Origin of the sequence: Rhodococcus sp. KB6 (assembly GCF_001445685.1) — a bacterium.
GTDB lineage: Bacteria > Actinomycetota > Actinomycetes > Mycobacteriales > Mycobacteriaceae > Rhodococcus_F > Rhodococcus_F qingshengii.
Genome location: NZ_LNAK01000098.1, coordinates 30,292 through 51,953, shown reverse-complemented (window position 1 = coordinate 51,953; position 21,662 = coordinate 30,292). Strand labels below are relative to the sequence as shown.

Below are 21,662 nucleotides of genomic sequence, written 5' to 3'. Positions count from 1 at the left end.
CACGGGTTGCCCGTTCTGCCGCGTCATGCTCACCGACGGCGTCACTGCCCGCCAGGAGCAAGGCCAGGGCGAAGGCGTCGAGGTCGTCGACGTCGCGCAGCTGATGCTGAACTCCGTCACCCGCCTCGATCCCGCACAGCTCGGCGAGAACATCAAGGTGATCCCGCGTGAGAAGGCCCCGGTCGCTGCTGAGGCAAAGGCTGAGACTGTCGAGCAGGATCGGGTCGCCGAAGTCGAGGAAGCCGCCGCGACTCCGGAAGCCAAGGCTGCACCGGCAGGCAAGGGTCTGGCCATGAAGGGCCTCGCCAAAGCACCAGGCGCAAAAGCTCCCGGCGCCAAGGCACCAGGCAAGGGCCTCGGAATGGCCGGCGGGGCAAAGGCTCCCGGCGCCAAGAAGGCGGCTCCCGCTGCCGAAGCTGCTGCACCGGCCACACCTGTGGCAAAGCCCAAGGGGCTCGGTCTTGCGGGCGGAGCCAAGGCTCCCGGCGGCAAGGGACTGCAGATGAAGGGCGCCGCCAAGGCTCCTGGCGCGAAGACAGCCCCTGCTTCTGAAGCACCTGCCGCTGCACCTGCTGCACCGGCCACACCTGTGGCAAAGCCCAAGGGGCTCGGTCTTGCGGGCGGAGCCAAGGCTCCCGACGGCAAGGGACTGCAGATGAAGGGCGCCGCCAAGGCTCCTGGCGCGAAGACAGCCCCTGCTTCTGAAGCACCTGCCGCTGCACCTGCTGCACCTGCAGAGGCTCCGCCAGCTGCCGAAGTCGAAGGCGGCGACTGGTCCTAACGGATTTGCCGCTCGTGTGGCTCTGTTTCGACCGACTCTTGGGAGTGCCTGGCCCGCGATACGGGCAGGCGGGCGTCTACCAGCAATCCCGCAAGCCCGACCGCTATTCCTATCAACGTCACGACCATCAGGACAGGGTTCGCCCCCCCGGACAATGCGTCACCGAGCAACACTGCTGCGACAGTGCCAGGCAGAATCCCCACCACCGTAGCCGCGGTGTAGGGCAGTAAGCGCACCGCCGAGAGTGCGGAGCAATAGTTGACCAGGGCGAACGGTGCCGGGGCGATGAGTCGCAGGGACCCGACTGCGAGCCACCCTCGTTTGGCCAGTCGGGCATCGATGGCCTTCACCGCGGGGTGCGTCATCCGCGCTTGTACCACCGTGCGACCAAGCGCCCGCACCAGCAGGAACGCCAGCACAGCGCTGACAGTTGTGGCGCCGATCGCGACGGCGACTCCGCCAGTGGGACCGAACAACAGCCCGGCGCTGACGGTGAACACCGTTCGCGGCACCGGAGCGATTGTCAGCACCGACTGGACCAGAAAGAACACCAATACGAACGCTGGACCCACCGACTCCGCCCAGTCCCGCACCACGGAGATCGACGGGCGGGGGGCGAGGGCGGCGGCCACTGCCAGCACCGCGAGGACCGCCACGGTAACGAGGAATCGTGCATTGCGCAGGATCATAGGTCTTCGCCGGGTACCGCGGCGCGGGGATCTGGCGTAGGAACGCGCATTCGTCTTTGCGTTGAGGCAATCATCTCGCTGCGCAGTATCTTCCACGCCGATCGGGGGTAGACGCCCGACCGAATTGCATCCAGATCTGAGGCGGAGACAACGGTGCCGGTTTGTGGGGCGAGAATCCCGTCGTTGGGGCGAACGGGTTGTGGAGGCGATGGCGCACTGGGTGGCCTCCGCCTCCCACCCTTGTCATTGCGCAGTGCGACACCACGCCGACAGCTGGTCGATTCGGTCGGGAGGACGTTACCCAGTTCAGTGTGAGACAAACCCTCGCGAGTCAGCCAGATTTCAGTCAGCGCATCTCGTCGTCGAAGGCTCGGGCGTCGACGACCTTTGCGCCGCCCTTGTCGATATCTCGGGGACAGTCGGATGGGACAGGGAACTCGTCTGATCATGCACAACTCCTGGTCGAGCGCAGAGTACCGGTGTTTGCCAGAACCCCACCCACTCGAAACTGCGTACTTGGGCGGGATTGCGACCTCACTACATCGAGGCCCCGGAGACTAGCTGGGGGCCGGTACCTCATCGGTTTCGGTCACCGTGGTCTTGAGCGGCGAAGGGGAGAGCCGGGCGGACCGGTCGAGCAGATACAGGGCGATCACACACACCGCCCCGACAACAGATAGCGCCACCCAGATCAGCGCGCCCAGACCTGCTTCACTGAGGAATCCGAAGACAGCGCCGGTACCTAAATTGCCGAGCAGGATGCCTATCCCGATAACGGTGTTGTAGAAGCCGTAATGGGTGGCCACGAGCTTGCCGCCCGAGAGTGCGACCACCGTATCCATCTCGAATGGAAACACGGCGGCGGTGCCGACCGCCAACAACGCAGCGGTGAGCACCAAGGCGCTGGCGGCAGCCCATCCCCCGAGAGTTTCTGGACTGGGCAGCACGATCAGGGGCAGGAATGCCATCGCCATGATCGTGATGCCGACGACCAGGCTTCGTCCTGAGCCCCACTTTCCGGAGAACCAGGATGTTATCCGCAATTGTCCGGCGATCGCCACCACGCCCGAGACCACGAACAGCGAGGTCACCAAGGCGGTGTCGGAGCGGTCGTCGCCGACCACAACCGCCGCCTGCAGCGGCAGCGCCAGATAAATTTGGAACGAGAGGACATAGGATCCGATCATCGCCAGCGCGAACAGCACGAAGGGCCGATTCCTTATCACAAGTCGCCAGTCCTCGAGGACCGAGGTCTTGGCTGCGGTTGTCTTCGACCTGTGGGCAGGTAACGCCCAGATCTGCACGATTGTCAGCACGGCGAAGACCGCGGCCGCTACCAGCGAGGTGACCCGGAAATCGAGGGTGGTCAGAGCGAGACCGATCAATGGGCCCAGCAGAATCCCGGCCTGATAGAACACGTTGAACACCGCGAACGCCTCGACCCGCCGTGGCCCCGCGTCGGCGGCCAGATATGCCCGCACCGCCGGATTGAACAGCGCACCGGCGAACCCGGTGGCGGCCGACGCGAGCAGAATCGCCGGCAGCGATTCCACCGCCGCGAGCAGCACGAAACCGGCGACCCGCAGCAGGCAGCCGGCGACGATCAGGGGTTTGTAGCCGAGGCGGTCCGCGAGCGTGCCCCCGAGCAGGAACATCCCCTGCTGGGAGAAGTTTCGCATGCCCAGAACCAGACCGACAGCCCACGCCGCCAGGCCCAATGGGCCGGCCAGGTAGCCGGCCAGATAAGGCATCAGCATGTAGAAACCTACGTTGATGGAGAACTGGTTGACCATCAACACCTGAGCCGGCCGGTCGAAGCTGCGGAATTGGGTCAGAAGGTTCTTCATGAAACGCTCTCTGTGGGGTCGACCACGGTGGCACACCGGGTCCAGGACTTCACGATCTGGTCGGCGGGGTGGTCGATGGTCGCCGGATCGGCCGGAGGGTTCACGTCCGATAAACCGTGCTCGGCGCAGTAATCGTCGTTGTAGATGGTGTCGAAGTAGCGCTGCGGTCCGTCAGGGAAGACAGCCGCAACCCGGGCCTCCGGTGGGCTGGTGCGAGCGATCCAGCCGGCGGTCAGAGCGACAGCACCCACGCTCCAGCCGCCGCTGGCGTGATGGGTGGACGCCAGGGTGCGGCAGGACCACACGGCTTCCTGGGGGGCCACCCAGTGCACTTCGTCGAAGGCAGCGTAGTCGATATTGTCGGGATAGATACTCGAACCCAGTCCGCGCATGAGCCGGGTGCTGGCTGGTTGTCCGAAAATCGTCGATCCGACGGTGTCGACGCCAACCAGTTTCAGATCTGGACAGAACCGGCGAAGCACTCGGGCGATACCAGCGGAATGTCCGCCGGTACCTACAGAGCAAACCAGGGTGTCAATGTGGCCGAGCTGGGCCATGAGTTCATGAGCGAGTGGTTCGTACGCCTCGATGTTGTCCGGGTTGGTGTATTGGTCCGGGCACCATGACCTCGGATGTGCATCGAGAAGTTCACGGACCTTCTCGCGCCGGGCTTGCTGCCAGCCGCCGGTGGGGTGCGGTGCGGTGACCAATTCGACGTGGGCGCCGTAGGCGGCGAGCATCCGGTGCACGATCGGTTCCAGACCGGGGTCGGTGACGAGGGTGACGGGATGGTGATGGGTGATCCCGGCCAAGGCAAGGCCCAGGCCCAAGGTTCCACTGGTGGATTCGATGATCATCGCGCCGGGAGCGAGGTCGCCGCGTGCCTTCGCCTTCTCGACCATGTGCAGCGCGGGGCGGTCTTTCATCCCACCAGGGTTGCTGCCTTCGAGTTTCGCCCAGAAGCCGCGGCCGTGGTCGGCGAACGGTTCACTGATCCACAGAACGGGGGTGTTGCCGACCATGGTGCTCGGATGTGGGTAACGGTGAGCGGTGGTCAGCAGGTGGGCGGCGGCGGACGGTGGAACGAGTGTGGAGGGAACAACAGTGTTCATGATGAGTAATCCCTGTATATGACTGCGACGGGGCAGTAGGTGAGTGAGGGCAGCACGAGCTGGGCCATGAGGAGAAGTCCTCGATGGCCTGCGGGCTGCTGATCAGCACCTGTTGATACAGAGTTCGTTCAAGAGGATCCGGCCGTGCCGGATAGGAATGGATAGATCCGGCGGGGCCCGCGGAGCGCGCGGAGCCGATATCGCCACCAGCACCACAGCCAGGGTCATCGCAACGATCGCGGCGACGGTCAGCGGGCGGAGTGGATTGTCGGATCGGGGCATGGCGACGACGGTGTGCGCCTCGTGCGCTACGTGTGTCGATCCGTTGTCGATGTGCGCGTGGTCGGGAGCCGTTTCCGCGGTCAGTGATGAGGTGGCGGACGTGATGTGGAGGTCGATGCCCTCATCGTGGGCGTGCATCAGGGAGATCCCGCACTGGGCAATTGTCTGAGCGAGCAAATAGAGGGTAGCGGCGAGCGCGAGTACGGTCCGCGAATGCGGGGTACGTATCGCAGATGCCATCACGGTTTCACGACTGTAGCAGCGGGAATCGGTGCACGGTCTCGTCGGGAAACGGCATGAACTCTATCTAGTGTTGAAATATTTTGGCCAGCAACTCTTTTCGCTGGCGTCACATGTTTCAGGTCACTTCTGTGTGACTCTAGCCGAATCCAGATGAACTACCGCTGTCTGTCGTTCCAAGAAGCCGATGACTCGCAAGGCATCGGTAGAGCTGAAGATGAGTCCCGATGCCTCATTTTCGAGGACCGTTCTGGCGGGTTGGCGCCACCCGCGCTTCTTGGGGATGGTGCTTATGCCCGTGCCTTGCCACCCACAACGGCTGGGCAATCCGGCATGGAGTGCCTGTTGAACCATTCTGCGCACGTGAGTCTGGGGAGGTATTCGGGTGCGCGTGGACGTCAACCAAGCGTGGAAATTAACTCGCGGCAGGCATGCTCACAACGATGGCATGCTTTGGCGCAGATGTCACAGTGCTCGTGCATCGACCCGTGTTTGACGCATTCGGCGCCGCAGGCCTTGCAAGCCGCCGCGCAGGTTTCGAGGACCGTGCGTGTGAGACTTTCGTCGGATCCGGTGTGGCGTGAGAGCACACGTCCGGTTGTCTGACAGATGTCAGCACAATCGAGATTGGTGCGGATGCATTTTGTGAGATCGGCAACGGCAGTCTCGCTCAAACACGCGTCGGCGCACGCCGTGCATGCTTGCGAACAATCAGTACACAAGTCGATGCAGGCGACCAATTTAGAACGGTCGATACCTCCAAGATCCAGTGGGTAGGTGTCGAGCATGGATGAGGTGGTACTCACGATGACTCCCCTCTTTAGAGTGCGCGCCTGCAGGATGTGCCATTCGAAATTCTGCTGATACAGGTCACCGTTTACCCGTTACCACGTACGGACAAACTGTGATTGACAGGATTCGGGGTAGTAGCAATAGATTAGATAGTCAGTTGCTTCACATTCGGTAAACCGCCGCAAGGTGGCGCACGCGGGGCGCTACCACATTGAAAACGGCACGCGTGAGTAACATTGCGAGTCTATTCGCCGACCTCGCGCGGGCACGCGTTTTAGGCCTCAATTCCTGCGGCAACGGCGACTCGATGCCTCTCGATCTGGTGAGATATCACGGCGACTGCACGACCCGTGGCTGACCGCCTTGAGTATGGGTTCTGTTTGATCTGGCGATGAATACCGGTATTCGATGTCAGTCGGGACGTGCAGGTGCCGTTAGGCGGGTCGTGCCCCTTGGGGGGCTGGGTGTGTCTCGGTCAGTGCGCTGAGGGCCGGTCGGAGGATTCGCTCAAGATCGCTTTGGTCGGCTTGGGCCATGGCTGGGACTTTCAACAGATACCGAGCAATAGTGACTCCCAGTGTGCAGGCGTTGAGCACCGCTGCCCGCAGCTCAGCGTCGTCACCGCCGATCGTCGTTGCGACGGTCGCTTGAGCCGGCGCCAGGACCTGATCGCGCAAAACCTGTCCAGCGAGGGGATGGGTCAGGCAGCTGCGCAGTAGCGCCTCTGAGCTGTCTCGCTGTGATGGGTCTTCGAATCCTGAGAATAGGTGTGCCGCAGCAGCTTCGGGAAGATCGGCGATAGGCGCCTCGATCAAGCTGTGCAGGTCGACGTCGGCCTGTGCTGCTGCGGCGAATAGTTGCTCTTTGTTGCTGTGTAGCTGCATCACCAGTGCCGGGTCGATCCCGGCATCTGTAGCGATGGCCCGGATCGTGGTGCGGTCGAAGCCGTGCTCGGCGAACTGTCTGCGGGCCGCCGACAGGATTTTTGCTGCAGTGTGTTCTTTGCGCTCGGCGCGTGAAATCTTCTCGGGCTTTTCCTTCACCATGTCGTTAACTCTACGGGTGTTGACTGAAACTGCCTTTCGCTCTACGGTCGTTGAGTGAAACGATCGGAAGGTTGCTGATGACCGGTACAGCGAGTGCGACTCCGCCGCCGCAACCAGCGGTCCCGGATCGAAAGCGTGGACTTTGGGCGTTGGCAGTGTTGGCGGGCAGTCAACTACTGATCGTGGTCGACGCGACCATCGTGAACGTGGCGCTGTCGGCAATTCGTGACGACGTGGGTTTCTCGCTTCAGGACCTTCAGTGGGTGATCACCGCCTACACGCTCGCGTTTGGTGGGTTATTGCTGCTCGGTGGCCGTCTGGCCGACCGGTTCGGGCACCGTCGGATGCTGGTCATCGGTGCATTGGCATTTGCCGGTGCCTCGTTCGTGGGTGGCTGCGCCGAGACAGCCGCGCTGCTGGTCGCTGCCCGGGCAGTACAAGGAATCGGCGCTGCCGTGATGGCGCCGGCAGCGCTGGCGTTGTTGATGAGAGTTTTTCCGGCGGGCCGGGAGCGGACGGTGGCCTTGGGAGTGTGGGCCGGTGTCACCGCTGGAGGTACCGCGCTCGGTCTGATCCTGGGGGGAGTCCTGACTCAGGTGTTGTCGTGGTCGTGGGTGTTCTGGATCAACGTCCCGGTCGCGATCACCGCTGCCGGGGTGGCAATCGTTGTCTTGCCGGCAGGGGAGGGGGATCGAGCCGGCCGGATCGACGTGGCAGGCGCGCTCACGGTGACCGGCGGCTTGATAGCACTGGTGTATGGCTTGGTCCGGACGACCGACACGGGATGGGTCTCGACGGAAGCCTTGGTAGCACTGGGGACGGCGTTCGTGCTTCTGGCGGCATTCGGATTGTTGCAAGCCCGTCGGAGCGATCCGCTGGTGCCGTTGCGACTTTTGCGAAACCGAACCGTGTTGGGAGCGGATGTGACCGGTTTGATCTTCGGCGTCGCGATCTATGCCTTGTTCTACTTCCTCAGCATCTTCCTGGCCACTGTTCTCGGCTACAACCCTGTGAAGGTCGGGTTGGCGTTCCTGCCGATGACTGTCGCCATCGCGATCGCGGCACGACTGGCTGGAGGGCCCCTCGCATCGGTTCGTCCGCACCGCCTCGCTGCCGGTGGTTCGCTACTTGTTGCCTTCGGTGTCGCTCTACTGATGAGCATCGGACCCGCCGCCGGTTACTTGGGCACTGTGTTGCCAGGGGTGGTACTGGCTGGGCTCGGTTTGGGTTTGGCCTTCGCGCCGCTGACCGCGGCGGCAGTCTCTGGCACGGATCCAGCCGATGGTGGGATCGCCTCGGCGCTGTTCAATGCAGGCCAGCAGCTCGGCGGTGCTATCGGTCTCGCCGTCCTCACCACGGTCAGCGCTGCAAGAACTGCTCAACTCGTCGCCGATGGGAACGTCCCAATCACGGCCATGGCAGCCGGCTGGAGTTTCGGGTTCGGTATCGCCGCCATCACCGCTTTTGCCGGGGCGGTCGTAGCTGCCATCACTCTCAAACCATCGGCAGCCCGACCAAACCGGCGAGTTGTGTAGACGTCATCACTCTCCTCCAGAGGCCAATCGCCGGGTCCGCGTCGCGACACCGGCCCTGCCAACCCACTGGCAACCACACTGCACGACAGCACCGCACAATCGATCAAGAACGTGCTTCCATCCGCGTGGGCGTAGCTCCCGGACCAGGTGGAGAGCACGGTACCAACCCACGGTCCGAGGTCACGACGATGACGATTGGTGCAGACATGAGCCCGTTGAGCCGCCCGCAGTGTTCGCCGCCTCAGCGGTCGGTGATAGTAGCGGTGACCTGGATCAGGGTGAAGATGCCGCGGACCAGTCCGGCGCCGATGGCGATGCCGATCAACGCCGCCACCGAGTTCGCGAGTCCCAGCCATGCGGTGTCAGACCGACGACAGCGATAACGATCATTGTGCGTACTCGCACACTGGTCTTCGTTGCGAGTGGTAGGTAGACGATGCGGCCGATTATCGGGCGGCGCTTCCAATCCGAGGGGGCTGTTTCCGTCATTGTGAGTGCCTCGATGCTGCGACGTCCGGGACGATTCCAGTCGCAGCAGGCTGGTGCACCCCGAAAGTGGCGACCGACACATTCGTTGACTTTCAGGGCAGTCACAGTCTTCAATTAGCCCACCCTCACAAAGGGTAGCCTTTCTCGCGTGGTCGATCCGATATCCGGACTCTCGCGCACGGGAAGGCATCAGGTTCACATGTGCCGCGGGCGGGGGCCCGGCGACCAACGACAAGGACATCATTCTCGTGGCTACTTCCACCAAGCGGCGCCTCGCCGGCGCCGGCGTCATCGCCGGATTCTCCGCGCTCGCGCTGCTCGCCAACCCCGCGATCGGTTCCGCAGCGGTCACCGGATCGGCGACCGTGAGCGCGAACGCCGGCGCCGGCACCATCACCACCTCGATCACCGGATTGACCACCACCAAACCCTTCGTCAAGTGCGAAGGCACCGTGTACCGGTCGGATGCAACGGTTCTCGACTCCACCACCAAAGTCGGCCAGAGCTTCCTTGTAACGGGTTCGACGATGGTCGCCGGTCAGATTTTGACCAATGCAGCGGGCGTCGGAACATCGGCCGTTTTCCCTGACGGCGAGTACCAGGTGCGCACCAAGTGCAAGGAGGAGGGCGATGTCGACTACCAGGACCCGATTCCCTCGGTGCGGGTCACCGTCACTTCGGCCACTGCGGGTGGCGGCAGCGCTGACTTCGGTCTCGACGATCTCCTCGATCTGTTCGGCGGATTCGGCAGCTAACTTCGTAGGAAACCGGTAGCGGCTGACTCTATGGGTGTCAGTCGCAGCCGCGTTTCCGGATACGCCGGTATCGGACGGGAACGATGCGGACCGCGCGTCCGAAGGGCTCGACGAGCATCCCCCAAACACGCACCATCCGGATTCGGGCGGTCGCCGTCGAGGCACTAAAACCCTGGCGCGGGATCACTGTTTCCTTCCTCTGACGATTCGTTGTTTTCCTGGAGGTGAAGTGATCGTCGATGCGGCATCGGAGGAGTCCGCCGAGGACACTGTTGATCGCACACCCTTCTCCACGCCTGTCGACGCATCCACAGAGATCACCACATGGCGAGAGAAGCGGAAGTCGGGTCCACACTGTTCAATGGGACGGGAACCGGTTAACAGGAGGTCAGGCCGTGTGCGGTCGCTATGCCAACCGAAGCTCAGGCCGGGCATTATTCGTTTGGATGCAACCGAGCGACGTCAGCAGGTGTGAGTCGTCGGATGACGTAGTGAGCATCGCGGCCTACCCCGCGTAGGGATGCGGACGAGAGGCTTCGTTGCCATTCCAGTCCCACGTATCCGAGTCCTGGGTGGGTGGTGGACAGGCCTTTCTTGTGGCGGGGATGGCCGGTGTCGGTGAGTGCCTCGAGTTCTGTGAGGTAGTTCAGGTTGGGTGTGTATCCGGTGGCGAGGATGACCGCGTCGACGGTTGTTGTGGTGTCGTCGGGCCAGAAGGCTTGGTTTCCTTCGAGTTTGGTGAACATGGCGCGGCGTTGTGGTGTGCCGGCGGTGAGCGCGGCGCGGTAGCGGCCGGTGTCGAACACCGGCGACGTCGGTGGGCGCGTGAGAAGATGCCCGATCGGGAGGGTGTCGATTCCGGTGTACTTGAACCAGAAGTGCATGTCGCGGCGTAGGGGTCGTTGCGGGGCGAATGTCACGGGGTTTCGGCTGGCCAGGATCACATCGGCTGTTTCGGCGAGCTCGGCAGCGATCTGTACTGCCGAGTTCCCTGCGCCGACGACGATGACGTTCTGCCCCGTGTAGGTGGTGGGTTCGTGGTAGTCGGCGGCGTGCACAACAGTCCCGGTGAAGGCATCGAGTCCCTTCAGCGCGGGAATGTGTGGAGTGCCGAATCCTCCTGTGGCGGCGATGATTCGAGGTGCGGTGTAGGCGGGTCCGCTGTCGGTCCGGACGGTGAACTGGCCGCCGCTGGTGGTGACGGTGTCGGCTCGTTCGTTGACGTGGATGTCCGCATCGAGAGTCTTCGCGTAGCGGCGGAGATAGTCGACGACTTCGTCGCGGCCGGGATAGCGGTCACCGTCGCCGCCGAACGGTAAACCTGGGAGGGAGCTGTACTTTGCTGGTGAAAACAGGGTGAGGCTGTCGTAGTACTGCGGCCAGGAGCCGACGGGTTCGCTACCAGCTTCGATAATCGCGGTGTCGAGCCGCTGGCGGCGCAGATGGTGGGCTGCGGCCAGGCCGGACTGACCGCCCCCGACGACGATTGCGTCGTAGTGCGTCATGAGAGTTTCTCTTTCGGTCAGGAAGTGATCGGAATCGTTGTGGTGGCGCGGAGGGTGGGGATGGTTGCTGCGCTGATCACGGCGCCGACCAGTGCGATCGCTCCGAGTACGAGATACGCGTGGGCGTAGCTTCCGGTCCAGGTGGAAAGCACGGTGCCTGCCCACGGCGCCAGGGCCATGACGATGACAATCGGTGCGGACATCAGCCCGTTGAGTCGCCCGTAGTGTTCGCCGCCCCAGCGGTCGGTGATGGCGGTGGCCTGGATCAACGTGAAGATGCCGCGGACCAGTCCGGCCCCGACGGCGATGCCGATCAACGCCGCCGCCGAGCTTGCCAGACCTAACCACGCGGTGCTGAGGGCGGCAACGACGATGACCGATACCGTGCGCACGCGGACACTGGTCTTCGCTGCAAGAGGTAGGTAGAAGATGCGGCCGATGACCTGACCGGCGCCGCCCAACCCGAGCGTGAGTGCGGCGAGGCTGGGACTGAAACCGCGTTCGATCAGCAGCGGTACGAGGTTGAAGACGCCGGCGGATGCGGCGAAGGCGGCTGCAGCGAGGGCGACGATCAGAGCAAGAAAGGCAAGGCTGCGGGAGGTGCGGCGATAGTCGCCGGGCTGCGCATGGGGCAGCCGGATCGGGTCGGGCCACCCGCCCCGCAACCCCCAGATATGTCCGGGGATGGTGATCACAGCCAGTACGGCGGCGAGCACCAGGTAGGTTGTGCGCCAATCGAAACGATCGGCCAGAGCGACAGACAGTGGCGCGAACACCGTGCTGGCCAGACCCGCAGCGAGGGTGAGAATCATCAGTGCTTTGACGTAGTTGTCGCCGTACCAGCGGGTCAGGGCCGCGAATGCCGGTGGATACAGCACCGCGCCCATCGCAACACCGGCGAACACCCACCCCGCGAAAAACAGAGGGAGGGTGTGAGCTGTCGCGATGACCACCAGTGCGGGTACAGCGAGTACAGATCCGGCGGTCATGATCCAGCGGGGCCCGTGGCGATCGAGGATCCGTCCGACAGGGATGCCGACGACGGCGGCGACGAGTTGGCTGACCGAGAACGCCGCCACGATCACCGAGGTCGACCATCCGGTATCGCGGGAAATGGCTACCGACAGAACAGGAAACGCGTAGTACAGGATTCCCCAGCTGGTGATTTCGGTCAGACACAGCGCCACCAGGACCCGCCGCAGCCCCGACGGGTCGAGGCTGACGGGGCGCTGCGGCGGATCCTCGATGGTCGTCATCGGCTGTGCCTTATCCGCAGGAGTTGGAACTGCCCGAGGGGCTGGACAGCGAGATCAGCTCCGGAGCCGGTGCCGCGCAGCAGCCGCCCTCGGATTCCGCGGTGTCGGGTTCGTCGAAAACACCTGCGCCGCCGCAGACTCCGGTTTCCGGGAGGATCAACTCCACCCGAGCAGCGGCCTCGTGATCGCCGGCAAGTTCGGCGGCGATGCTGCGAACCTGCTCGTAACCGGTCATCGCCAGGAACGTCGGCGCACGGCCGTAGCTCTTCATCCCCGCCAGGTACACGCCGGGTTCGGGGTGGCGAAGTTCTTTCGCGCCGTGCGGATAGACTGTGCCGCAGGAGTGGACGTTCGGGTCGATCAACGGCGCCAACTGCGTCGGGGCCTGCAGCACAGGGTCCAGGCCCAGTCGGATTTCCGACAGCCACGACAAGTCGGGGCGGAATCCGGTCAAGGTGACGACGTTGTCGACGTTCTCGATCCGGGCGCCGGCATCGGACACCAGAGCGAGCTGACCCCTGTCGGCGGATTCGACAGCTGCGGTGCGGAAACCGGTGACCACGGTGAGAAGCCCCTCGTCGACAGCCTTCTTCGCACGGAGTCCGAGTGCGCCGCGGGCGGGCAGCTCGTCCGATTCGCCGCCGCCGAACGCGGAACCGATAGCGCCGCGGCGAACCGCCCACATGATCCGCGTACCGGGGGCTTCTGCCGCGAGTCCGGCCAACGCGACGATCGCGGTCAATGCGGAATGGCCGCTACCTGCGATGACAGTGTGCTTCCCGGCGAACCGAGCACGAACTGCCTCGTCGTCGAGATCGGGCACACGGTAGGTGATCGCAGATCCGGCAGCCCTCTCGCCGAGGGCGGGCAGTCCCTCCCCACCGAGCGGGTTCGGGGTGCCCCAGGTGCCGGACGCATCGACGACGGCCTGGGCGAAGACGCGGTCCTCGCTGCCGTCGGGGCGGCGCAGGTGGATGGAGAGAGGTTCGGTCTCGCGGCCGGCGTCGACGACCAGGTCGCGGCCACGTCGGGCGACGCCGACCACCTCGGTGTCGAACTGCACGGCATCACCGAGGGCGGCGGCGAGGGGTTCGAGGTAGAGCTGTCGCCACTGCTGTCCGGTCGGGTACGCATCTCCGTCGGGGGCGCTCCACCCGGTCTGCTCGAGCAGACACTGCGCGGCGGGATCGACGAGTTCGGACCAGCGGGAGAAGAGGCGGACGTGATTCCATTCGGCGATCGCCGCGCCGGCGACGGCGCCGCGCTCGAACACCAGCGGCGTGAGTCCTCGTTCGCGCAGTTGCGCGGCGGCGGCGAGGCCGATCGGTCCGGCTCCGATCACGACAACGGGTAGTTCGGTCATCACACATTCCTTTCATCGACAATGATCGATCTTTAATTCGAACTGTATCGATATCAGTCGATGAATGCAACCATCGACGAAGGTCGATATAGTGTGTGCATGACATCGCTGCAGACCCCGACGGTGCGCGTCGGCGATTCGGACCCAGGTGCGGTCGACTCGAACGTGCTCGAGCAAGCTGACGCCGACACCTACGCCCAGTGGTTCGCGTGCCTGGCCGAACCGATGCGGGTGCGGCTGCTGCACCGCGTCGCGAGCGCTGCCGGCGGAATCACAATCGGGGCTCTCGCCGAGGCATTGGGGATCGGACAGCCCACGGTCTCCCACCATGTGCGCAAGCTCGCCGACGTGGGATTCGTCAGCCTGCGCAAAGAGGGAACCAGCACCGTTGTCGCGATGAATCCGACGTGCTGCGTCGCGTTGCCGCAGGCCGCCGACATCGTGATGGGAGTTCGCGCGCCGCGGCCGTGCTGCCCGAGCGATCTTCCTGACGATGTCGCCGTCCGGTCCATGTCCGATGACGACTGGGACGCGATCCTGCGGATCTACGGCGAAGGCATCGCCACGCGCAACGCCACCTTCACCACCGAAGTCCCCAGCCGGGAGTATCTCGATGCGCAGTGGCTGCCGAATCATCGCTGGGTCGCCACCATCGACGATGTCGTCGTCGGCTGGGCTGCCCTGAGTCCGGTGTCCGGGAGGGACTGCTACCGCGGAGTCGCCGAGAATTCCGTCTATGTCGCCGACGGGATGCGCGGACGAGGTGTCGGAAAAGCGTTGCTACGCAAGCAAGTCATGGCAGCGGACGCAGACGGACTCTGGACGCTGCAGACGTCGATCTTCCCCGAAAACCGCGCCTCCGTCTCGCTGCACCATTCGGCAGGTTTTCGCACCATCGGGATCCGGGAAAAGATCGCCCAACTCGACGGCATCTGGCGCGACACCGTTCTTCTCGAACGCCGGACTTCCACGCATTCCTGATTTTCTGAACAGTCAATCGAAGGTCGTTTCGGCAACCGATCCGTCATGTGCGATCAGCGACTCGAAGCAGCGCTTGGTGCGAGTATCGAGGATTGCAAAGTTGAGTCCGCTGAGAGGTGATTTCCGCTGGCCTTGTCATCGCCAACTGTTGGTATGTCATCTCCGTTCGGCCGAAGGTCGCATTGTTGCTGGGAACCGCGATAACCGTGGCTCCCGCTCTGACCGACTCGGTCACCAGATCATCGAAAGCCACCTCGTAACACGTGGCAACAGCTACCTGAATTCCGTTGAGGTCGACGACGCCATTCCCGTTCCCGGCAACGAAATTGCCCGCAGAATCGGCATATGACGACACCGCACTAACGATCGATCGGAGCGGCAGATACTCCCCGAAGGGCACAAGCTGCCGCTTGATGTGTTGCTGACCGGGACCCTCGGCAGGATCCCAGACCATGACACTGTTGATCGATGTTCCTGGCTCGCCCTGCAGGACCGTACCGACCAGGATCGGGGCGCCGATAGAACGGGCTGCTCGGTCCAGTCGATCCGCCGCATCCCGATTCGTCAAAGGATCTATATCCGAAGCGTTTTCGGGCCAGATGACAAGTCGTGGCCGGGCTGCTCGGCCCGCTGTGACCTCAGCTGCGAGTTGTTCGGTGCGGGCAACATGATTGTCGAGCACAGCTCGGCGTTGGGCGTTGAAATCGAGGCCGAGTCGCGGCACGTTGCCCTGAACGACGGTCGCAGTGACGACCTCGTCAGGGGCGGCACCGGGAGAACCGGTCACCAATGCACTCACAAAGATGAGGACGATGCAAGCGCCACCTTTCGCCAATGCTTGCCATCGAACATTCAAGGGCCCAGCCAGTGACCAGGCGATGAGTGTTCCGATCAGTGCAGTCACGAAGGAAAGACCTGGCGCCCCCGCGATCGAAGCCAACGGCAGCAGCGGGCCGTCTGCCTGCCCGAAGGCCAAACGCCCCCACGGGAAACCGCCGAACGGAACTCGGCTACGAAGTGCTTCTGCGGTGACCCATGCACCCGCAATCCACACCGGGGAAAGCGGAGCGTGGCCGACGGCCACCGCCAGTACGCCGAACACTCCGAACGCGAGCGCTTCAATCGCCGCCAACGCCAACCAAGGCGTTGCACCCACGTACGCTCCGACCCATGGCAGCAAGGGAACGAAGAATCCCAGTCCCGCGGCATAGCCGAATCCGAAACCCGCACGGAGACTGCGCCCCTGGAGAACGACGGTCAGCAGGGCGATGGCTACAGGGGCGAGAAACCACAGCGTGCGCGGCGGAAAGCTGAGAAACAGCAGCCACCCAGCGCCCACCGAAAGAGCGAGACGCAAAGCGATCCCACCGTGGTGCCGTTTGGGGCGACCACTCTTCAGGCATGCATCTAATTCACTGTCGGCAGTGATCGCACGGTCGACCGAAAGGACCCTCACAGGCCCGCTCTCGTAGAAGGAGAACTGCGCTGGTCAGTCAACAATTTCTCACAGAGATCGTCGAATTCGCCGCCCCAGCCGGCATGATCGGTCCGCGCGAGTCCACCGAGTTCGAGATCAGCCTGCTCCGGTCCCGTCCCCGGGCGTAGGCGGATCCACACTCGCCGCCTCCTGATCACGAGCGAGATCAGAAGTCCGAGCATCATCGTGATCGCAAAGACGAGAACCCACTGTTGCACAGGGTCGTACGACACCTGCAGATTGGCGAATTCCTTGGCGCCGTCGAACCGAACCTGTGTTCCATCGGTGAGAGTCCGCGTCTCTCCAGGGCGGAGGTTCACACGATCTTGTTTGACCAGCCTTCCTTGGTTGATCATTTCCTTGTTCAACGAGAAGATCGATTGCGGGATGCCGGTGTCCAGACCCGTATCGCCCTTGTAGATGTCGATCGCGACCGCAGGGTCACGCGCATCGGGAAACGACGAAGTCAGAAGCGTCCCGCTGAAGGAAGCGGTCGGCGCGAAGAGTCCCTCGATGGCGATCTGATTCTTCCGGCGCTCGTCCGGATTCGGAAACGATCCACCTGGCGGATCGAACCGCAACGCCCCACTGCTCAGGAACGTGACCGCATCGTCCGGTTGAAACTGCATCGTCTCGGTACGGGACTGTCCGTCAGGAAAAGTGACGGTGAACTGCGGCGCGTACCCATGACCGGTCAGATAGACACGGGCACCGTCGGTACGCAGCGGTTCGTTGACCCGAAGACGATAGTCTTTCCAGGTATTGGTCGCGATATCCTGCCCGCTCTGGTACGAAATGTTGGAGGTGAACATTTCGGCCTGACCGGTATCGAGATAGTCTGCGGAAAAGTCGTTGACCTTGATGCAGAAAGGCGCGAGACCCGTTCCGTCAGTTGCATTTCCGGATCGAAACGAGTCGTACACGGCAGGTGACGTATTACAGAAACCGGGGCCGCCGTCGGCAATGACGATCACCGAACCCTCGTACCCCACCAACTTGCCGATCGCGACGGTGACGAGCAACCCGATCAGCGAGAAGTGGAACACCAGATTCCCGGCCTCACGCAGATACCCCTTTTCCGCGGAAACCGATACCTCGGAATCCTTTTCGGACCTGACGGCTACCCGCCAGCCCTTGAGCGACTGCCGCACTCTGGTGAGGGCCTCGTCATGCGAGATGTCAACTACGCCGTGGAAATGGTGCGGCAACCTGGACAGATTCCGAGGTGCTCGTACAGGTTGGCTCCGAAGCGCGCCGAGATGCGCCTGCAGGCGTGGAACAAGACAGCCGATGAGAGAGAGAAACAGCAGGACGTAGATCGCAGTGAACCAGAAGCTGGAAAAGACGTCGAACAACTCCAGCTTGTCGAACAGCGGGCCGAGGGTTGGCTGCGCCGCGATGTACTGGGAAACTTTCTGTACGTTGAGATTTCGCTGAGGCAACATAGCGCCGGGAAGTGCTGCGAGCGCCAGGAGGAACAGGAGCACGAGCGCGGTACTCATCGACGTCAACCTGCGCCAATTTTGGCGCAGTAGTCGAATGCTTTCTCGGATAATCAGTGTCGAGAGGTGGCGGATGCGACCTCCCGCGGTGGCGTTATCTGTCATATCGGCAGCACGACCGAACTGACGAATTCGTTGCGTAACCAGCCGATGAACATGCCCCACACGCCGGTGACCAGTGCGAGCCCGACAGCGACGAGCATTATTCCGCCGACAATCTGGATCGTCCGTGAATGGCGTTTGAGCCATCCGACGCCGCGGAGTGCTTTCGCCGACCCGAACGCAAGCACGATGAACGGCAGTCCCAATCCCAGACAGTAGGCGACAATCAGTATCACGCCTCGCGCTGCTGTCGTGCCTTCAGTTCCGGCCGCCACCGAAATAACTCCGGCGAGAGTGGGGCCGAGACATGGTGTCCAGCCCAACGCGAACACGCCCCCCAACAAGGGCGCGCCGGCAAGGGAGGAGATACGCCGCGGGGCGAACCGTGTGTCTTTTTGCAAGGCCGGAATGAAGCCGATGAAGGTCAACCCCATCACGATGGTGATCACACCACCCACCCGTTGGAGCAGGTCTTCGTTGATGCGCAGGGTGCCGATCACGCCGAACACCGACGCGGTGGCGAGCACGAACACCACCGTGAATCCGGCAACGAACATGGTTGCCGCGCCGGTAACCCGCCATCTGCCTGTGGGCTGTGCATTCTCGCCGCCGGGGATCGCTGCCGGAGAATCAGCTCCCGAAATGCCGGCCAGATACGACAGATATCCGGGAACGAGCGGCACCACACACGGCGATGCGAAAGACACCAGACCGGCAAGAATGCACGCTGCTACGGCGAGCAGTAACGGGCCGCTCGAGGCGGCGGTCTGGAAGCTGGAGCCGACACCTTGGGCGAGTTCGTTCACCGCTCGGCCGCCACGCGCTCGATGACCGGTTGCAGATCCTCGGTGAGAAGTGCGCGAAGAAACACAGCGGCGACGCGCTGTCTGCGATCCAACACCAAGGTGGAGGGAATCACGCTTGTCGGATAGTTTCCGCCGAGCGCTGTCAAAGTTCTCATCGACGGGTCGTAGATCGAGGGGTAGCTGACGTTGTTGTCGACGACGAAGTCCTGGGCCTTGTCTCGTTGAGGATCTCGAACGTTGATCCCGAGAAACTGAACACCGAGACTTTCGGTTGCTTCGTACGCGCGCTCGAGATCGTCGGCCTCGGACCGGCACGGGGCGCACCATTGCCCCCACAGATTGATCACGACGACCTGACCGGCGTAATCAGTGAGTGAAATATCGCTACCGTCGGCCATGAGGTCAGGTCCGGCCAATACACCGATCATGTTTCGCGATTCGGGCGGGTCGTACAAAATATCGGTTTGTCCTCCCGGTGACACGAAATCGAAATTCGCACCCGAAGCGACTGCATCGGTGCCGGTTGCACATCCACTCGCGGCGACGACGATCGCAGTGAGAATAGCGACCAGTGGGAGGATGCGGGTCGGTTTTCCGAGTACGCGTTGTCTCGATTTGCGAGGGAGTGCGGGGGCATTCATTTCATCAACTCACTTACAGCGGAGCGTATTTGGTCAGTGTTTTCGAAAACCATGGGGGTTGTAATCTGTTCGACGGACCCGTCTTGTTGGACGAGAAAGCTCAGCGGCAGAACTGGCGGCGCCGATAGCGCAATTCCGATGTCGTCGACCGCAGCGAACGAGGGATAGTGCACGCCTGCAGCGGTGAGAAGCGCTAGTGCTGTGGACATGTCGTCCTGGACGTTGATCCCGACTACTCGGATGGAGCCCGGAGTACCTGCATAGTCATTCAGGACCGGGATTTCCGATCGGCACGGCCCGCACCACGAGGCCCAGAGGTTGATCAGGGTCGGCTCCCCGGACAGCGCTGCACCGAGGTCGACCACAGTATTCTCGCCAAGACACGTCGCTTTGATTCCCAGGAGTTCTCCTCCTGCGGGCGGTACTGCCGGGGCCACAGGACAGGGAACCGCTGCTGCCGCGGACTTCGAGGAAAACCCCGAGTCGACGCGATCTTCATCTGCCTGGGCGGCCGGAGGCACTTGAGGCCGGGTCGAGGAATGGGTCTCGGTTGACGTTGATCGAGGCCAGATCGCCACGACGAGAAGACCGATCACAACCAGGAAGAGCAGGAACCACCGAGACTGTGCCTGCATGCACTTCCTCCAAGCGTGGTGCGGTGAACCGGGACAACACTGAACTACTATTGTGCATAGTAGACATATGGTTCGTTCTGTCGTCCCCGCCAACCAGAGGCGGGATCCGAACCCGAGAATCGAGCATCGTGAAACGCCAGTCCGCTCCGAAGGGCCGTATCAATCCACCAGTCAGCCCAGAAATTGCGGCACTGGGTGCCCATCAAGCACCGCAGACGCGCGTGGCGCGGATCAACCGTGTAGCACGGTCAAAGCTCGTGCGTCTGGTGATGTACTACACCGCGGTTCGACTCGCCCTAATCGCCGGCCTCGCAGTGATCATCATGGGAATCAACGCCATACTCGAACTCGAAATCCCCGGTGTGTTAGCACTGTTCGGGGCGGTGCTGCTCGGATTCGCCATCTCTGCGATCGCGTTCCGGTCATTGCGCCGCCGGATCAATGAAGAAGTGATGGTCGTAGATGAAAAACGGCGTGCAATGCGTACCCGGTGAAGGGTTCCCTCCGGTTAGGTGCGCGTGAAAGCTCCAGTAACGAAAATGCCCAGCATCGGTGCCACAACCTGTCTTTTTTGGACGTATGACCGCTCAAAGCTGCCTTCCTGGGTGATGCCGAGGGCGCGCGATCATGCATTGATTGGCATTGGGATGAAGATGTCAGGTGACGGGATCAGGTGCGGAGTCGGCGGTATCCGTGGTGGTCTCGAGTTTCGGAATCGGTACAAGCTGCGGGATCAGGCGGACGAGACTCGAGCAGGCGCAGTACGGAGGACCGTTGAGTCAGCTCGCCCTTGTGAGGAACCCCGGGGCTGCTGCTGGAGACGACCCTGTTGGGACCACCGGTGGGTGGCCGATACTTTCACTCATCGCCCTCTACATCAGCTGTGGGCGCAGCCATACCGAACGCACCCCTCAGTGCAGCAACGGTAGGAGCGCCACCGACCTCGCCCGTGGAATCTCGATAGAGCCTGCATGACACGTTGGGGACCTGGTCCGGTTCGGCAAACGGATCGCGGCCGTCGACGAGCAACGTCGGCGATCCGGTCATGCCCGCAAGCCTTGCGGATCGAGGATCGTCGACGATTACGTGGCGCAGTTCCCAATCGATGGACTCCTCCGCGAGAACGTGCTCGATCCGTTGTTCGAGGAGCTGCACGTTCGGGCAGTCCGGGACTTGCAAAATTTCAAGGTGCATCATGGTGTTCCTCCGTCGGCGTGTGGTTTCGAGTATGCGGCAGTGCAGGACAGCTCGCGGTAAACGAAACCCAGGACTGGTAGGTCTGCATTTTCTCGGCAAGATCGTCAGGTATCGGCATCGGTGTCATAAGACCGGCACGAGTTCGTTCGGTGTTGCCCTCCGGATAGCGGCCCAGTGCGGATCCCGGGGCGGCGACGACGATGATGCGAAGAACCTGCCCGACGGCTTCGCGGCAGTCACGCTGATGTAAGGCCAGGGGAGCATGGCGAGGTGGTTTGTGTGGCCATGGACAGGGCTGGGAGAGGACATGTGTGCGTTCGAGGTGATGCCAACGCTGGGTGTCATCGCTGGTGCGGCCGGCTGCGGTCCTCTTTGCGGGCCCAAACGCGACGGCGCTGTGTCGGTCGTGCAAGCGATGCGCTTCGTGTAGACACTGCGCAATTGTGCGAGCATTCGGTTCATCGGATGCAGAGCCGGCGGCAGGTGCTGCAGGTCTTCGCCCATCAGAGCAACATCGGCGGTCTCGATGGCCACGTCGGAACCCATCGCGCCCATGGCAATGCCCAAGTCGGCGGTGGCCAGGGCGGGGGCGTCGTTGACACCGTCCCCGACCATTGCCGTCGGGCGGT

The 21,662-nt window shown here is 62.8% G+C and carries 19 protein-coding genes and 3 pseudogenes; 5 read left to right on the top strand and 17 right to left on the bottom strand.

Translation table 11 applies throughout. The annotated features are described in order from the left end of the window. Positions 1-781, top strand: a pseudogene (locus ASU23_RS12570) (Fe-S oxidoreductase); the annotation flags it as partial. On the opposite strand, the gene ASU23_RS12565 reads toward ASU23_RS12570, so the two are convergent. From ASU23_RS12565 to ASU23_RS12545, 6 genes are all read right to left on the bottom strand, one after another. Continuing rightward, positions 778-1,470 (bottom strand): TVP38/TMEM64 family protein, encoded by a 693-nt coding sequence (locus ASU23_RS12565; protein WP_054186546.1) that lies wholly within the window; start codon positions 1,468-1,470, stop codon positions 778-780. The pseudogene ASU23_RS12570 and the gene ASU23_RS12565 overlap by 4 nt on opposite strands. A gap of 557 nt (positions 1,471-2,027) precedes the next feature. Then, on the bottom strand, positions 2,028-3,317 hold the full coding sequence (locus ASU23_RS12560; protein ID WP_054186547.1) for an MFS transporter: 1,290 nt from the start codon (positions 3,315-3,317) through the stop codon (positions 2,028-2,030). Further along, entirely contained in the window at positions 3,314-4,429 is a 1,116-nt protein-coding gene (locus ASU23_RS12555; protein ID WP_054186548.1) for a PLP-dependent cysteine synthase family protein, read from the bottom strand. Before ASU23_RS12555 ends, ASU23_RS12560 begins: the two co-directional genes overlap by 4 nt. Positions 4,430-4,531: 102 nt before the next feature. Then, positions 4,532-4,951, bottom strand: coding sequence for a hypothetical protein (locus tag ASU23_RS12550; protein WP_082661399.1), 420 nt, complete (start codon positions 4,949-4,951; stop codon positions 4,532-4,534). 398 nt (positions 4,952-5,349) lie between these two features. After that, the gene (locus tag ASU23_RS34870) at positions 5,350-5,757 is read right to left on the bottom strand and encodes a four-helix bundle copper-binding protein (RefSeq protein WP_082661398.1); all 408 of its coding nucleotides are present in this window, start codon (positions 5,755-5,757) and stop codon (positions 5,350-5,352) included. Between the two features lie 420 nt (positions 5,758-6,177). After that, complete coding sequence (locus tag ASU23_RS12545; RefSeq protein WP_054186550.1) at positions 6,178-6,789, bottom strand: TetR/AcrR family transcriptional regulator; 612 nt, start codon at positions 6,787-6,789, stop codon at positions 6,178-6,180. A gap of 77 nt (positions 6,790-6,866) precedes the next feature. Here ASU23_RS12545 and ASU23_RS12540 point away from each other — a divergent pair, with 77 nt between their 5' ends. Both ASU23_RS12540 and ASU23_RS12535 read left to right on the top strand, forming a co-directional pair. Next, positions 6,867-8,324: a DHA2 family efflux MFS transporter permease subunit gene (locus tag ASU23_RS12540; RefSeq protein WP_054186551.1), complete on the top strand. Its 1,458-nt coding sequence runs from the start codon at positions 6,867-6,869 to the stop codon at positions 8,322-8,324. 737 nt (positions 8,325-9,061) lie between these two features. Next, a complete protein-coding gene (locus tag ASU23_RS12535) occupies positions 9,062-9,568 on the top strand; it encodes a hypothetical protein (RefSeq protein WP_054186552.1) in 507 nt (168 codons plus the stop codon). A 434-nt stretch (positions 9,569-10,002) separates the two neighbouring features. On the opposite strand, the gene ASU23_RS12530 is transcribed toward ASU23_RS12535, so the two are convergent. From ASU23_RS12530 to ASU23_RS12520, 3 genes are read right to left on the bottom strand one after another with little or no spacing between them, the layout of a single operon-like run. Beyond that, positions 10,003-11,073 carry an NAD(P)/FAD-dependent oxidoreductase gene (locus ASU23_RS12530; RefSeq protein ID WP_058038027.1) on the bottom strand — a complete coding sequence of 357 codons (1,071 nt, stop codon included), beginning with the start codon at positions 11,071-11,073 and terminating at the stop codon, positions 10,003-10,005. Between the two features lie 17 nt (positions 11,074-11,090). After that, the gene (locus tag ASU23_RS12525) at positions 11,091-12,329 is read right to left on the bottom strand and encodes an MFS transporter (protein WP_058038026.1); all 1,239 of its coding nucleotides are present in this window, start codon (positions 12,327-12,329) and stop codon (positions 11,091-11,093) included. Positions 12,330-12,339: 10 nt separating this feature from the next. Then, complete coding sequence (locus tag ASU23_RS12520; protein ID WP_058038025.1) at positions 12,340-13,692, bottom strand: NAD(P)-binding domain-containing protein; 1,353 nt, start codon at positions 13,690-13,692, stop codon at positions 12,340-12,342. Positions 13,693-13,791: 99 nt separating this feature from the next. On the opposite strand from ASU23_RS12520, the gene ASU23_RS12515 reads away from it, so the two are divergent. Further along, complete coding sequence (locus ASU23_RS12515; protein ID WP_058038029.1) at positions 13,792-14,673, top strand: metalloregulator ArsR/SmtB family transcription factor; 882 nt, start codon at positions 13,792-13,794, stop codon at positions 14,671-14,673. A 43-nt stretch (positions 14,674-14,716) separates the two neighbouring features. On the opposite strand, the gene lnt is transcribed toward ASU23_RS12515, so the two are convergent. The 5 genes from lnt to ASU23_RS12490 form a co-directional block, all read right to left on the bottom strand. Further along, positions 14,717-16,129: an apolipoprotein N-acyltransferase gene (gene lnt, locus ASU23_RS12510; RefSeq protein ID WP_020971557.1), complete on the bottom strand. Its 1,413-nt coding sequence runs from the start codon at positions 16,127-16,129 to the stop codon at positions 14,717-14,719. Next, on the bottom strand, positions 16,126-17,652 hold the full coding sequence (locus ASU23_RS12505) for a cytochrome c biogenesis protein ResB (RefSeq protein WP_020971556.1): 1,527 nt from the start codon (positions 17,650-17,652) through the stop codon (positions 16,126-16,128). Before ASU23_RS12505 ends, lnt begins: the two co-directional genes overlap by 4 nt. 101 nt (positions 17,653-17,753) lie before the next feature. Beyond that, positions 17,754-18,560 carry a cytochrome c biogenesis CcdA family protein gene (locus ASU23_RS12500; RefSeq protein WP_020971555.1) on the bottom strand — a complete coding sequence of 269 codons (807 nt, stop codon included), beginning with the start codon at positions 18,558-18,560 and terminating at the stop codon, positions 17,754-17,756. Beyond that, positions 18,557-19,201, bottom strand: a complete 645-nt coding sequence (locus ASU23_RS12495) for a TlpA disulfide reductase family protein (RefSeq protein WP_003944594.1) — start codon at positions 19,199-19,201, stop codon at positions 18,557-18,559. The genes ASU23_RS12500 and ASU23_RS12495 overlap by 4 nt, the downstream gene beginning before the upstream one ends. Continuing rightward, positions 19,198-19,836 (bottom strand): TlpA disulfide reductase family protein, encoded by a 639-nt coding sequence (locus ASU23_RS12490; RefSeq protein WP_003944602.1) that lies wholly within the window; start codon positions 19,834-19,836, stop codon positions 19,198-19,200. The genes ASU23_RS12495 and ASU23_RS12490 overlap by 4 nt, the downstream gene beginning before the upstream one ends. Before the next feature lie 128 nt (positions 19,837-19,964). Here ASU23_RS12490 and ASU23_RS12485 point away from each other — a divergent pair, with 128 nt between their 5' ends. After that, positions 19,965-20,330, top strand: a complete 366-nt coding sequence (locus ASU23_RS12485; RefSeq protein WP_019747393.1) for a DUF4229 domain-containing protein — start codon at positions 19,965-19,967, stop codon at positions 20,328-20,330. A gap of 364 nt (positions 20,331-20,694) precedes the next feature. Here the strand turns inward: ASU23_RS12485 and ASU23_RS12480 are convergent, their stop codons facing one another. The 3 genes and pseudogenes from ASU23_RS12480 to ASU23_RS34860 form a co-directional block, all read right to left on the bottom strand. After that, positions 20,695-21,030 carry an alkylmercury lyase gene (locus ASU23_RS12480; protein ID WP_234552760.1) on the bottom strand — a complete coding sequence of 112 codons (336 nt, stop codon included), beginning with the start codon at positions 21,028-21,030 and terminating at the stop codon, positions 20,695-20,697. Positions 21,031-21,127: 97 nt separating this feature from the next. Further along, a pseudogene (locus ASU23_RS34865) lies at positions 21,128-21,445 on the bottom strand (DUF3703 domain-containing protein); the annotation flags it as partial. A gap of 56 nt (positions 21,446-21,501) precedes the next feature. After that, positions 21,502-21,662, bottom strand: a pseudogene (locus tag ASU23_RS34860) (cation-transporting P-type ATPase); the annotation flags it as partial.

Bases quoted from the DNA above. Each gene is read 5' to 3' on its own strand.
- ASU23_RS12565 (WP_054186546.1), bottom strand. From the start codon at position 1,470: ATGATCCTGCGCAATGCACGATTCCTCGTTACCGTGGCGGTCCTCGCG.
- ASU23_RS12560 (WP_054186547.1), bottom strand. From the start codon at position 3,317: ATGAAGAACCTTCTGACCCAATTCCGCAGCTTCGACCGGCCGGCTCAG.
- ASU23_RS12555 (WP_054186548.1), bottom strand. From the start codon at position 4,429: ATGAACACTGTTGTTCCCTCCACACTCGTTCCACCGTCCGCCGCCGCC.
- ASU23_RS12550 (WP_082661399.1), bottom strand. From the start codon at position 4,951: ATGGCATCTGCGATACGTACCCCGCATTCGCGGACCGTACTCGCGCTC.
- ASU23_RS12545 (WP_054186550.1), bottom strand. From the start codon at position 6,789: ATGGTGAAGGAAAAGCCCGAGAAGATTTCACGCGCCGAGCGCAAAGAA.
- ASU23_RS12540 (WP_054186551.1), top strand. From the start codon at position 6,867: ATGACCGGTACAGCGAGTGCGACTCCGCCGCCGCAACCAGCGGTCCCG.
- ASU23_RS12530 (WP_058038027.1), bottom strand. From the start codon at position 11,073: ATGACGCACTACGACGCAATCGTCGTCGGGGGCGGTCAGTCCGGCCTG.
- ASU23_RS12525 (WP_058038026.1), bottom strand. From the start codon at position 12,329: ATGACGACCATCGAGGATCCGCCGCAGCGCCCCGTCAGCCTCGACCCG.
- ASU23_RS12520 (WP_058038025.1), bottom strand. From the start codon at position 13,692: ATGACCGAACTACCCGTTGTCGTGATCGGAGCCGGACCGATCGGCCTC.
- ASU23_RS12515 (WP_058038029.1), top strand. From the start codon at position 13,792: ATGACATCGCTGCAGACCCCGACGGTGCGCGTCGGCGATTCGGACCCA.
- ASU23_RS12505 (WP_020971556.1), bottom strand. From the start codon at position 17,652: ATGAGTACCGCGCTCGTGCTCCTGTTCCTCCTGGCGCTCGCAGCACTT.
- ASU23_RS12495 (WP_003944594.1), bottom strand. From the start codon at position 19,201: ATGAATGCCCCCGCACTCCCTCGCAAATCGAGACAACGCGTACTCGGA.
- ASU23_RS12490 (WP_003944602.1), bottom strand. From the start codon at position 19,836: ATGCAGGCACAGTCTCGGTGGTTCCTGCTCTTCCTGGTTGTGATCGGT.
- ASU23_RS12480 (WP_234552760.1), bottom strand. From the start codon at position 21,030: ATGCACCTTGAAATTTTGCAAGTCCCGGACTGCCCGAACGTGCAGCTC.